This is a genomic window from [Bacteroides] pectinophilus, from assembly GCA_025146925.1.
In the GTDB taxonomy this organism is placed as follows: Bacteria; Bacillota; Clostridia; order Lachnospirales; family Lachnospiraceae; genus Bacteroides_F; species Bacteroides_F pectinophilus.
Genome location: CP102260.1, coordinates 731,257 through 744,573 on the forward strand (window position 1 = coordinate 731,257; position 13,317 = coordinate 744,573).

Below are 13,317 nucleotides of genomic sequence, written 5' to 3' on the forward strand. Positions count from 1 at the left end.
TTTTCACACGCAAGATTTGTGCTTACGCACAAACTTGATATGCGTAAAAGGCAGCGAAGGAATGGAGATTAAGATGAAGATTAAGTTATCAGACCACTTTACTTATGGCAGGCTGTTAAGATTCTGTCTGCCATCGGTAATTATGATGGTATTTACGTCAATATACGGAGTGGTAGACGGCTTTTTTGTATCCAACTTTGCAGGAAAGGTATCATTTGCGGCGATTAACCTTGTTATGCCGTTCATAATGATTCTCGGAGGTTTAGGCTTTATGATAGGCGCAGGCGGGAGTGCGCTTGTTGCCAGGACACTTGGCGAGGGTGATAAGAAGAGAGCATCACAATATTTTTCAATGCTGGTGTATTTTACGGTTATATGCGGAATAATCACGACTGTCATAGGAATCATATTTATGAGGCCTATTGCACTGATACTTGGAGCTACACCTGCAATGCTTGATGACTGTGTTATATACGGAAGAACGGTTATGGCCTTTAATATAGCATTCATGCTTCAGAATGTGTTTCAGACATTTCTTACAACAGCAGAAAAGCCAAAACTTGGACTTATGGCGACGCTTGCGGCAGGAATAACCAATATGGTGCTCGATGCCGTGTTTGTGGGCGTGTTCAGATGGGGAGTTACCGGTGCGGCAGCTGCTACGGGGATAAGCCAGTGTGTAGGCGGAATACTGCCGCTTATATATTTTGCAAGACCGAACAGCAGCCTTCTGCGCCTTTCGCTGTGCCGCATGGATGCAGGAATAATCATTAAAGCATGTACTAATGGGGCATCAGAACTTATGACCAGTATATCAGGTTCCATTGTAAGTATATTATATAATTTTCAGCTTCTCAGGTTCGCAGGTGAGAACGGCGTTGCGGCATATGGTGTTCTTATGTATGTGCAGTTTATATTTATTGCGGTATTTATCGGATACAATATAGGAACCGCACCTGTAGTCGGCTATAATTATGGCTCCGGCAATAATGCAGAACTTAAGAATATGCTTCGTAAGAGCCTTGTGGTTATGGGAAGTGCAGGGGCTGTCATGATGGTAACAGCACAGGCATTGTCATATCCGCTTGCCGGCATATTCGTGGGATATGATGCGCAGCTTCTTGCAATGACGCACAGAGCGTTTGGAATATTCTCCCTGTCATTCATAATTGCGGGCTTTAACATATTCGCGTCATCATTTTTTACGGCTCTTGGCAATGGTGCGGTATCGGCGGGAATATCATTAATGAGGACACTTGTGTTCCAGATGGCAGCGGTTCTTATACTCCCTCTGATATTGCGGATAGACGGAATATGGTGGGCAACAACGGCCGCTGAGCTGCTTGCGCTTGCCGTATCCGCATTTTTCCTTATTAAGAAGAAAAATACATACCATTATGCATGAAAAAAGACAAATGATCACATTCAGCACGATAAAAAGACTATTTGACAAATTAATCCCAGATGATAAAATATAGTTAGGTACATAATTATTATGTACCTAACTATATTTTTTATAAAGCAGGGCAGGCTTTATATGCCACCTGCGGAATGGAGATTAGTGTGAAGGATACTGATTTATTGAAGCTTCTCAATGACTGCGAATATTATATGCATTACAGAAGACCTGCGCACAGAGGAAGGCTTACGGTATTGCACAGCCTTGATGAGGAGGGACCGCTTACGCAGAGCGGGCTTATAGGGAAGATGGATGTAAAGGCGGGCTCTATGAGCGAGCTGCTGCGCAAGATGGAAGAGGACGGACTTATACAGCGTAAGCGCGGAGAAAAAGATAAAAGACAGGTGTATGTCACAATAACTGATGCAGGAAGGGATAAGATGCTTCATATAGAGGAAGTAAGAAAGGAAAAAGCAAAAGATACATTTGCATCATTAAACAGCAAAGAAAAAGAGCAGTTGTATGTGCTGCTTGGAAAGCTGCTTAATGACTGGAAAGACAAATGGGAGGTGGAAGCTTGAAAAAATATGTCCAATACATAAAGCCGTATGCTGCATATTATTTTACAGGGCCATTGTTTATGATTGTTGAGGTCGTCGGTGATATTATGCTTCCGTGGCTTCTGGCAAGGATTATAAATGTCGGAGTTATGAATCATGATATTGGGTACATAGTCAGAACAGGAATCATGATGGTAATCATAGCAGTATTTATGGCAGTTGGAGGTGTAGGAGGAGCATTCTTTGCGGCAAGGGCAGCAATGAATACAGGGACAGACCTGCGAATGGCTTTATTTGAAAAAATCCAGAAGTTCTCTTTTAAGAATATTGATGATTTCAGCACGGGTTCACTTGTTACACGTCTTACCAATGACATTACGCAGATACAGAATATGATAATGCAGACATTGAGAACATGCCTAAGGTCACCGGGAATACTTATAGGAGCCGTTATCATGGCATTTGTTATGAGTCCGGGGCTTGCAATGATACTTATTGTTGTAATTCCGGTTATAGTGTGTGTGGTAGCCGTAATCATGAAGCTGGCGTTTCCGAGATTTGACAGAATGCAGACGAAGCTTGATAATCTGAATTCATGTATTCAGGAGATGCTTGTTAATATCAGAGTAATAAAGTCATTTGTCAGGGGAGAGTATGAGGAGGCTAAGTTTGACAGCCGCAATGAGCAGTTATGCGAATCGACAGTAAGGGCAATGAGGACTGTTATAGTCATGGCACCTGCAATGGCACTTATAATGAATATGGCAATAGTGGCTGTTATGTGGAAGGGTGGCAATATGATTATCGCAGGACATATGCCTGTCGGCAATCTTACCGCATTTATCAATTATATGACACAGATATTGTCAAGCCTTACAATGCTTTCAATGGTATTCCTTAACAGTACAAGAGCAGTGGCATCACTTAAGAGAATAGATGAAGTTATGCAGGCTGACATAGACCTTACGGATGATGCTGCTGCGATGAAGGATAAGAAAGTATTATGTGGGGATGTTGAATTCAAAAATGTTTTCTTCAGATATTATAAAAACTCGGAAGAATGGGTGCTGGATAATATAAGCTTTCACCTTAAGAGCGGACAGAAAATGGGAATTATAGGTTCCACGGGCTGCGGCAAGAGTACACTGGTGTCGCTTATTGCCAGACTTTACGATGCTGACAGCGGAAGTGTGCTTATTGACGGAACTGATGTCAGGGAATATTCACTTAAGAATCTGAGAGACGGTGTAGGAATGGTGCTGCAGAATAATGTACTTTTTTCCGGAGACATTGCAGATAATCTGAGGTGGGGCGACGCAGATGCCACGGATGAGCAGATAAGGCAGGCAGCATCAGCGGCACAGGCGGATGAATTTGTAAATGATTTTGCTGACGGATATGCAGCACAGCTCGGACAGGGCGGGTGCAACGTATCAGGCGGACAGAAGCAGAGGCTTTGTATAGCAAGGGCACTGCTTAAAAAGCCAAAGATTTTGATACTTGATGATTCGACAAGTGCAGTAGATACTGCAACAGAGAGAAAGATAAATGCAGCACTTGAAGAACAGCTTGCAGGGTGTACAACTATTACGGTATCACAGAGGATATCATCAATAATGCATGCAGATGTAATTCTTGTAATGGATAACGGCAGGGTTATTGATATGGGAACGCATGAACAGCTCCTTGCAGGTTGTACACTTTACAGGGAGATATATGATTTGCAGACAAATTCGTAATCTTTACCTGCGGAATGGAGGATAGTGTGAAAAATCAGCCTGATATCTGATTTTTCACACAGCTATTTGTGCCGCAGGCGCCACAAATAGCATCTATCGCAGAGCCAAATCTGACATTTGGCTCGCGGTTCCTCCGGCACTTTGTGCCTGCGGAATGGAGGATAGTGTGAAAAATAAGATTTTTCACACGCAGGATTTGTGCTTGCACACAAACCTGATATGCGCAAAAAGCAGCGCTTGAATGGAGGATAATATGGCAGGACCATCAGGAATACCGGGAATGCGCGGACCCGGAGGAGGCGGACGTGCCAATATGCGCGCCAAGGCTGAGAGACCGAAGAATATGAAGAATACTATACTCAGGCTTTTGGGATATATGTCGGAGACAAAGGCACAGCTCATTGTGGCACTTATTGCATCTATGTTGAGCACACTTTGCAATCTGGCAGCTTCTTACATGATAAGACCTATAATTAATACATACATACTTCCGGTTGATGGAAGCAGCGGTAATCCACAGGGACTTTTTATGGCGGTATGTGTTATGGCAGTTGTGTACGCAGGTTCATTCGTGGGGATGTATATACAGATGAGGCTTATGCTCAGTGTGTCACAGTCGGCATTGCGCAGGATGAGGCATGATCTTTTTACACATATGAAGGATATGCCGGTGCGTTTTTTTGATACTAACAGCAATGGTGACCTTATGAGCCGTTATACCAATGATATTGATGCTGTAGGAGAGATGATGAACAATACGATAGTCCAGTTCATTGCAGGAATTATGACACTCATAGGCACTCTTTCAATGATGATATATACGAATATATGGCTTGCACTTGTTACGTTTGTGATGACACCGGTCATGATTAAGGCAGGCAGATTCCTTATTAAGAGAAGCCGCAGATATTATGCGATGCAGCAGGAATCAATAGGACGCCTTAACGGCTATATCGAGGAGACGATAACGGGGCAGAAGGTAGTAAAAGTATTTAATCATGAGGAGAAGGCTATAGAAGAATTCAGGGAATATAATAATGACCTTAAGGATAAGCAGATAAATGCACAGTTCTTCGGCGGAATTATGGGACCGGTTGTAGGTAATCTCGGTCAGGTTAATTATTCGCTTACGGCAATGCTGGGAGGAATATTCTGTGTACTTAAGGGATTTGATGTGGGAGGTGTGACAATATTTGTCACATATGCGAGACAGTTTTCAAGACCGGTCAATGAACTGTCTTCACAGATGAATACGATATTTTCAGCACTTGCAGGTGCAGAGAGAGTCTTTGGTGTTATGGATATGGATACGGAAGCGGTATCCGGGAGAACTGGGGAGATAATGCCGGTCCGCGGTGATATTGAGTTCAGGGATGTCACATTTGGGTATAATCCCGACAGGATTATTCTTAAAGATATCTCACTTAAGGCTTCTAAAGGGCAGAAGATAGCATTTGTCGGTTCTACCGGAGCGGGTAAGACAACGATTACCAATCTGCTTACAAGATTCTATGAGATTCAGAGCGGGCTTATAACGATAGACGGACGTGATATAAGGACGATTGATAAGGATGAACTCAGGAAAAATATAGCTCTCGTACTCCAGGACACACATCTGTTCACAGGTACGGTTATGGAGAATATCAGATACGGAAGACCTGATGCCACGGATGATGAAGTAAGGCAGGCTGCGATGACAGCCAATGCTGATTACTTTATCAACCGTCTTGAAAACGGTTATGATACGATGCTTGAAAAGGACGGTTCCAACTTAAGCCAGGGGCAGAGGCAGCTCCTCAATATAGCAAGGGCGGCACTGTCCAAGGCACCGATACTCATACTTGATGAAGCAACAAGCTCGGTAGATACAAGAACTGAAAGGCAGATTCAGGATGCAATGGACAGACTGATGGCTGAACGTACAACATTTGTTATTGCACACAGACTGTCGACAATCCGTAATTCTGATTCCATAATAGTACTTGAACATGGTAGTATAATAGAAAAAGGCACACATGAGCAGCTTCTTGCAAATCACAGCAGATATTATGAGCTGTATACAGGCAGGGCGGTTCTGGGATAAAGTGCTATAAGTCTATAGCTATAGGTTATTGGTAATATTTTACAGGATTGGAGCTGGATTAAGATGAGTCCATATATAATAGCGCTTAGAACGGCGTATATAGCATTCCCTTTTGTCGCGCTTGCACTTACATTTCCGTACGTGCTCTATCAGTATCACAAGTACGGCAGCCTTATGGCATACAGGATTGTAGTTGTGTATACCTTCTGGTTTTACGTACTGTGTATGTGTTTTCTTGTGTCACTGCCGCTTCCGACATTTGAGGAGGTAAGCCGGATGACTGATAACATGGTGCGCCTTGTGCCATTCCAGTTTCTTACAGACATAAGACATGAGGCAGATATAGCAGTCGCGGGATGGGATCTGCAGACACTTAGTGCAGTGGTACATACACAGACATTTTTTGAGGTTGTTGCGAATATAGTAATGATGATTCCGTTCGGAATATATCTGCATTATTATTTCAGGCAGAGCTGGCCTAAGGTCATGGTGCTTGGTTTCTGCATGAGCCTTTTCTTTGAGGTATCACAGATTACGGCACTTTTTGGCATATACCCGAGACCATACAGGTACTTTGATGTGGATGACCTTATATGTAATACGGCGGGAGCGGTGGCAGGCTCATGGATTACGCCGCTGTGTACATTTTTCCTTCCGAAGAGGGAGAAGCTCGATGAGCTGTCATATGAGAGAGGCAGGAATGTAACCTTCTTAAGGAGACTTACAGGAATGATTGTGGATATGGGCGTGACGGCTGTTGCCTGCGTTGTGCTTTATTACCTTATTAAGAATTCGACGCATATAGTTGAGCCGGGATCGGACCTCTACACCAGATGCGTATTTCTGTTCAAAATATATATCGTCTGGGTACTTGCATATTTTTGTGTTGTGCCTGCGGTAAGCGGAGGAATGACGGCCGGAAGACACATAGTCGGACTGAGGCTTGTTAATGATGACGGAAGCAGGGCTAATCCTTTGCGGATAATGATAAGGCAGATGATAGTGTACTATGTTGTAATGCCGGCACCGGGATATGCATTCCTGTCATATGTGATACTGTCATACTACCCTTCGGGCTGGCAGCGTATAGCATGTGTATGGGCGATATGTCTGTTCATGCTGATAATGCTTCTGTATATATGTGATATTTTTGTAAATACACTCGCAAGACATAACAAACTGTTTTATGACAGATTGTCAGGCACAAAGTATATTTCATTCAGGACACATGAGTAAAAATGCTGTCAAATAAGGAGAATAGTGTGCCATAATTTGATAATATATTGACAATAAGAACCGTAAAGTTAAAATGAACTTATAAAGATAATTACGGGGGAAAAGCATCTCAAGGCATTGCCCCCCGGACGTTGCAGAAGCATCTGCGGAATTGGAGTGGGTATGATTTTTAACAGTGTAGGTTCGCAGCAATTCAGGCAGTATGGCAGGGTTATTACGGAATACGATCTGACAGATATTCTTGAGCGCATGGAGCAGACCCCGCTGCCTGAGGATGTGGTGTATGTGCGTAAGGACGCATATCTTGAGGAAAGCCATCTTTACAGTGAGATGAAGAGCAGAATGTATGGGGAGAGCAATATCCAGTTCGGGTATTGCAATGGACATAACGATAAGCTTAATGCACTTGAGTATCACAGAAGCTCAGAGGTGAATATAGCAGTCACGGATATGATTCTTCTGCTTGGCAGACAGCAGGATATTACGGATGAATTTACCTATGATACGTCTAAGGTTGAAGCATTCCTTGTCCCGGCAGGCACGGCGGTTGAGATATATGCGACAACACTGCACTATGCACCATGCGGAGTGGACGGTAACGGCTTTAAGTGCCTTGTTGTACTTCCGGACGGAACGAATGCAGAGCTTGGGGATAAGCATTGCAGCGGGGATGCATGCACGGAAGGTGAGGACAGGCTTCTTGCGGCAGCCAATAAGTGGCTTATAGCCCATGAGGATGCCGGAATAGACGGAGCATGGAACGGATTAAAGGGAAGCAATATATCAACAGGAGGATATCAGAGATGATTAACAACATGCCACAGTTAAAGATGGGAATTGTATCAGTAAGCAGAGACTGTTTTCCGATGACATTGTCAGCAACAAGAAGACAGAGAGTAGTTGAAGCATATAATGCAAAGTATGAGACACAGACAGGGAAGATATATGAGTGCCCTACATGTGTTGAGAATGAGATACATATGAGAACAGCGCTTGCACAGCTTAAGGAAGCCGGCTGTAATGCTCTTGTAGTATACCTCGGTAATTTCGGACCTGAGACACCTGAGACACTTCTTGCAAAGGAGTTCGGCGGCCCTGTAATGTTTGTTGCGGCGGCAGAGGAGACAGGCAGTAATCTTGTACAGGGCAGGGGAGATGCATACTGCGGTATGCTTAACGCAAGCTATAATCTTAAGCTTCGCAATATCCGCGCATATATTCCTGAATATCCGGTAGGAACTGCTGACGAATGTGCAGATATGATTGCAGAGTTTGCCCCTCTTGCGAGGGCAGTCATAGGTCTTAACAGCCTCAAGATTATATCATTCGGCCCAAGACCGCAGGATTTCATTGCATGTAATGCACCTATAAAGCAGCTTTACAATCTCGGAGTTGAGATAGAGGAGAACTCAGAGCTTGATCTGTTTGAAAGCTTCAAGAAGCATGAAGGGGATGAGAGAATCCCTGAGATAGTTAAGGAGATGGAGACTGAACTTGGTGAGGGCAATAAGAAGCCTCAGATACTTCCTAAGCTTGCACAGTATGAGCTTACGCTTCTTGACTGGGTGGAGGCACACAGGGGCTCACGCGATTATGTGGCAATAGCAGGCAAGTGCTGGCCTGCATTCCAGACACAGTTCGGCTTTGTGCCATGTTATGTTAATTCAAGGCTTACTGCGAAGGGGATTCCGGTATCGTGTGAGGTTGATATATACGGTGCGCTCAGCGAATTCATCGGAACTGTTGTAAGCCGGGATACAGTAACACTTCTTGATATTAATAATTCGGTGCCTGAGGATCTGTATGATGAGGATATCAAGGGAAAATTCCCTTATGAGCTTAAGGATACATTTATGGGCTTCCACTGCGGCAACACGGCAGCAGGCAAGCTTTCTTTCTGTGAGATGAAATACCAGATGATTATGGCACGTTCTCTTCCTGAAGAATGTACGCAGGGAACTCTTGAGGGCGATATAGTTCCGGGCAATGTTACACTGTTCCGTCTCCAGAGTACGGCGGATGCACAGCTTCGTGCATATGTTGCACAGGGGGAGGTTCTTCCTGTGGCTACACGTTCATTCGGTGCAATCGGAATATTCGCGGTACCTCAGATGGGAAGGTTCTACAGACATGTGCTGATTGAGAAGAACTATCCTCATCATGCCGCAGTTGCATTCGGGCATTACGCAAAGACACTCTTCAACCTGTTCAGATATCTCGGAGTTGAGGATATAGGCTTTAATCAGCCGGCAGGAATGTTATATAAGACTGAGAATCCTTTCTAAATAGCATTTGAATATAACATATGGATTTCTAAATTTGACACTGACAGGAAAATGTCAGGTGTTATGAAATGGAGGCGGCTATGCGTTACATAGGTATAGATCTCGGAACATCAGCCGTAAAGCTTATATTAATGGGAGCTGACGGAACGATATATAAAACCGTGTCAAAAGAATACCCGATAAGTTTTCCAAGACCGGGATGGTCGGAGCAGAATCCGTGTGACTGGTATGAGCAGACAAAAGCAGGGATAAGAGAACTGACAGAGGGAACAGACACCACGGACATAGCAGGAATGAGCTTTGGCGGGCAGATGCACGGACTGGTTATTCTGGATAAGGATGATAATGTCATAAGACCGGCGATATTGTGGAATGACGGAAGAACTGATAAAGAATGTCAATACCTTAATAATGTGATTGGAAGGGATAAGCTCTCAGAATATACAGCCAATATTGCATTTGCGGGCTTTACGGCACCTAAGCTGCTGTGGCTTAAGACCAATGAGCCTGATAATTTTGCCAGAATAAGCAAAATAATGCTTCCTAAGGATTATCTTGCATACAGGCTTACGGGAGTGCACTGCACGGATTATTCTGATGCATCGGGAATGCTCCTTCTTGATGTTAAGAACAGATGCTGGTCAGGGCAGATGCTCTCAATATGCGGAATAAGTATGGAGCAGATGCCTGCTCTCTATGAGAGCTATGAAAAAGTTGGGACACTCAGGGAAGCGGTTGCGGAAGAATTAGGACTTGCCAGAGATACAATAGTGGCAGCAGGTGCCGGTGACAACGCAGCGGCAGCAATAGGAACAGGCACTACCGGCAGCGGAAGATGTAATATATCACTCGGAACGTCAGGAACGATATTCATATCAAGTGACAGATTCAGTGTTGATGATAATAATGCACTGCATTCATTTGCACATGCTGACGGAAATTACCATCTGATGGGATGCATGCTCTCGGCGGCTTCCTGTAACAAATGGTGGATGGATGGTATAATCGGAACTAAGGATTATTCAAAAGAGCAGGAACCGATAACAGACGATATGCTGGGCAATAACCATGTGTATTTTCTTCCATATCTTATGGGAGAGCGTTCACCGCATAATGACCCTCATGCCAGAGGAACATTTACGGGACTTACAATGGATACGACAAGAACTGATATGACACAGGCTGTGCTTGAAGGTGTAGCGTTTGCAATACGTGATTCCTTTGAGGTAGCCGGGAAGCTGGGAATTAAGATTGACAGGACAACGATATGCGGAGGCGGTGCAAAGAGCCGCCTGTGGTGCAGAATAATTGCCAATGTACTTGGAATTGACGTTGATATGCCTGCGCTTGAGGAGGGTCCGTCACAGGGGGCAGCAATGCTTGCAATGGTGGCATGTAAGGAGTACGATAGTGTTAAGGCTGCCGTTGATGCAATCGTAAAGGTATCAGGTACGATACACCCTGACAAAGAGATTGCCGCAAGGTATGACAGACGATATAATGAATTTGCAGGAATATATCCTGCGTTAAAGAATGTGTTTGCATCATTGGCATAATACGGGAATGGAGGTTAGTGTGAAAAATACAGATTGATATCTGATTTTTCACACAGCTATTTGTGCTACAGGCGCCACAAATAGCATTTATCGCAGAGCCAAATCTGACATTTGGCTCGCGATTCCTCCGGCACTTTGTGCCTGCGGAATGGAGGTTATTATGAGATTTTTTATTGATACGGCTAATGTGGAGGATATTAAAAAGGCTAATGACATGGGAGTTATCTGCGGGGTTACAACTAACCCTTCGCTGATTGCCAAAGAAGGAAGAGATTTTAAGGAAGTAATAGCTGAGATTGCTTCAATTGTTGATGGCCCTATAAGCGGTGAGGTTAAGGCAACTACAGTTGATGCAGAAGGAATGATTAAAGAGGGACGGGAGATTGCGGCAATCCATCCGAACATGGTAGTTAAGATTCCTATGACTGTTGAAGGTCTTAAGGCAACGAAAGTCCTTGCTTCAGAAGGAATAAAGGTTAACGTAACACTTATATTCTCAGCTAATCAGGCACTCCTTGCAGCAAGGGCAGGAGCAGCATATGTGTCACCATTTCTCGGAAGACTTGATGACATATCACAGCCGGGAATAGGACTTATTCAGGATATTACGGATATATTTGCCAACTATGACATAACAACAGAGATTATCTGTGCAAGTATCCGCAATCCGATACATATTACAGACTGTGCACTTGCAGGAGCTGATATAGCAACTGTTCCTTACAAGGTAATAGAACAGATGGTTCATCATCCTCTTACAGATGCAGGAATTGCCAAGTTCCAGGCTGATTACAAAGCAGTTTTCGGTGAATAAATAATCCGTAATTGCATGTACAATATGTATAAAATCGGTTGATATTTATACCGGTTTTGTGGTAAAATGTCTAAAAATGGGAGAAGTGTATTCAGGGTTTAATTATCTTATTTGGGAGGAAAGTCTATGTTTGGTCATAAGAAAAAAAGAACAGAATCTAACAGCGACCTTAAGCTCCTTCTTGAGTCTATGGATAAGGTGATAGAAGGAAACTTCGATCCGATAGACACAAGTGCATTTACGGATGGAGCTGTTGGAGAAAAACTCAATAATGTGCTGGATGCATTCAGAAAGAGTAATAATAATTTTGTAATGCGTTCCAATGAAGCGATGCAGTCAATAGGTGATAATTCATACGTCAAGAATATGCTTGATCAGGTTGAGTCACAGACTGTAACTATTAACGAGATGCAGGAATCAAGCGGTAATCTTGAGAATTCTATCAATGATATCACTAACTCTATTGAACATATAAGGAGCAGTTCGCATAATGTACTTCAGGCGACCAATGACAGCGCTGAAGGCATGAGGGTAAGTGCCAAGGTTGTTAAGGATTCTACAGAAGAGATTAACAATATTAATCTTCAGATTCAGGATTTTCAGGAGAAGATTACCAAGATCAGCGAGATTATCGATATGGTTAAGAAGGTTGCAAGCCAGAGTAATCTTCTTGCACTTAATGCGTCAATTGAGGCTGCAAGAGCAGGTGAAGCAGGTAAGGGGTTTGCGGTAGTTGCCGATCAGGTAAGAGAGCTTTCCAACAGTACATCAGCATCAGCGGATGATGTTGTCAAGTATGTGGGAGAATTGCAGACGAGCATTGCAGAGCTTGCAGCAAGCATGGATGCAACTACTAAGAAGCTTGAGGATGGTAATAAGAGAGTTGAAGATTCAATCGCTAATATCAATGCAATGGAATCGCAGATGAATGATGTAACAGATGAGGTTGACAGTATCTATCATGCAATAGATAAGCAGTCGGCATATACTAAGGATTTAAGTAAAGTTATCGGTCAGATTACAGACAGTTATTCAGTACTTTCACAGGATTGTCATGATACAGGCGAGCATATCTATAAGATCGGAAGGTACATAGATACTCTCAGAAGTGACATGTTCAGGGGATTTTCAGATGTTACACTCCTTGACAGAATGAAGATATTCTCAATAGACCATTTCATTCTTACATGGAGGGTATACAACAATGCTGTCGGCTTTGAATCACTTAAGCTTACCCAGCTTAATAATGCTACAGGACCGAATGCATGTAAGTTCGGTAAGTGGGCACAGTCGGTTACCGATACGAAGATTACATCATCTTCACAGTTCAAGGATATGGTACAGTGCCATAATGATATACATAATAATGCAAGTGAATCATGGAAGGCTAAGGATGCAGGTAATACAGAGCTTGCAATTGAGTACTTTAATAAAGCACTTGAGGCATATTATAGGTTCGATGAATCAGTCAAGAGAATGATGGATTTCATGAGGGCTAATGGCGAGAAAGATATGACGCAGATTGTCGTATTTAGAAAATAATATCGATTAAAGATTGGAATTCCTGATAGTTCTGTTGTATACTCTATAACAGACTATCAGGAATTTTTGTATTTGTGCCTGAGTGCAGATGCGGCATGCCATG

Annotated in this window: 10 protein-coding genes; all 10 read left to right on the forward strand. The window is 43.3% G+C overall.

Going from position 1 to position 13,317, the window contains the following annotated elements; genetic code table 11:
• Positions 1–73 precede the first annotated feature (73 nt).
• Positions 74–1,405 carry an MATE family efflux transporter gene (locus tag NQ488_03390; protein ID UWN96370.1) on the forward strand — a complete coding sequence of 444 codons (1,332 nt, stop codon included), beginning with the start codon at positions 74–76 and terminating at the stop codon, positions 1,403–1,405.
• A gap of 158 nt (positions 1,406–1,563) precedes the next feature.
• Positions 1,564–1,980 (forward strand): MarR family transcriptional regulator, encoded by a 417-nt coding sequence (locus tag NQ488_03395; protein UWN96371.1) that lies wholly within the window; start codon positions 1,564–1,566, stop codon positions 1,978–1,980.
• Positions 1,977–3,698 carry an ABC transporter ATP-binding protein/permease gene (locus NQ488_03400; GenBank protein ID UWN96372.1) on the forward strand — a complete coding sequence of 574 codons (1,722 nt, stop codon included), beginning with the start codon at positions 1,977–1,979 and terminating at the stop codon, positions 3,696–3,698. Before NQ488_03395 ends, NQ488_03400 begins: the two co-directional genes overlap by 4 nt.
• A 280-nt stretch (positions 3,699–3,978) precedes the next feature.
• Entirely contained in the window at positions 3,979–5,781 is a 1,803-nt protein-coding gene (locus NQ488_03405; protein UWN97093.1) for an ABC transporter ATP-binding protein/permease, read from the forward strand.
• A gap of 63 nt (positions 5,782–5,844) precedes the next feature.
• Positions 5,845–7,017, forward strand: a complete 1,173-nt coding sequence (locus NQ488_03410) for a VanZ family protein (protein UWN96373.1) — start codon at positions 5,845–5,847, stop codon at positions 7,015–7,017.
• Between the two features lie 162 nt (positions 7,018–7,179).
• Positions 7,180–7,824 carry a DUF4867 family protein gene (locus tag NQ488_03415; GenBank protein UWN96374.1) on the forward strand — a complete coding sequence of 215 codons (645 nt, stop codon included), beginning with the start codon at positions 7,180–7,182 and terminating at the stop codon, positions 7,822–7,824.
• Positions 7,824–9,302, forward strand: coding sequence for an L-fucose/L-arabinose isomerase family protein (locus NQ488_03420; protein ID UWN97094.1), 1,479 nt, complete (start codon positions 7,824–7,826; stop codon positions 9,300–9,302). The genes NQ488_03415 and NQ488_03420 overlap by 1 nt, the downstream gene beginning before the upstream one ends.
• 80 nt (positions 9,303–9,382) lie before the next feature.
• Positions 9,383–10,858, forward strand: a complete 1,476-nt coding sequence (gene xylB, locus NQ488_03425; protein UWN96375.1) for a xylulokinase — start codon at positions 9,383–9,385, stop codon at positions 10,856–10,858.
• Positions 10,859–11,018: 160 nt separating this feature from the next.
• Positions 11,019–11,672, forward strand: coding sequence for a fructose-6-phosphate aldolase (gene fsa / locus NQ488_03430; protein UWN96376.1), 654 nt, complete (start codon positions 11,019–11,021; stop codon positions 11,670–11,672).
• A gap of 126 nt (positions 11,673–11,798) precedes the next feature.
• Positions 11,799–13,214 carry a methyl-accepting chemotaxis protein gene (locus tag NQ488_03435; GenBank protein ID UWN96377.1) on the forward strand — a complete coding sequence of 472 codons (1,416 nt, stop codon included), beginning with the start codon at positions 11,799–11,801 and terminating at the stop codon, positions 13,212–13,214.
• The last annotated feature ends 103 nt before the right edge of the window (positions 13,215–13,317 follow it).

Coding starts and splice junctions, on each gene's coding strand:
- NQ488_03410 (UWN96373.1), top strand. CDS start 5,845: ATGAGTCCATATATAATAGCGCTTAGAACGGCGTATATAGCATTCCCT.
- fsa (UWN96376.1), top strand. CDS start 11,019: ATGAGATTTTTTATTGATACGGCTAATGTGGAGGATATTAAAAAGGCT.
- NQ488_03435 (UWN96377.1), top strand. CDS start 11,799: ATGTTTGGTCATAAGAAAAAAAGAACAGAATCTAACAGCGACCTTAAG.
- xylB (UWN96375.1), top strand. CDS start 9,383: ATGCGTTACATAGGTATAGATCTCGGAACATCAGCCGTAAAGCTTATA.
- NQ488_03390 (UWN96370.1), top strand. CDS start 74: ATGAAGATTAAGTTATCAGACCACTTTACTTATGGCAGGCTGTTAAGA.
- NQ488_03405 (UWN97093.1), top strand. CDS start 3,979: ATGCGCGGACCCGGAGGAGGCGGACGTGCCAATATGCGCGCCAAGGCT.
- NQ488_03415 (UWN96374.1), top strand. CDS start 7,180: ATGATTTTTAACAGTGTAGGTTCGCAGCAATTCAGGCAGTATGGCAGG.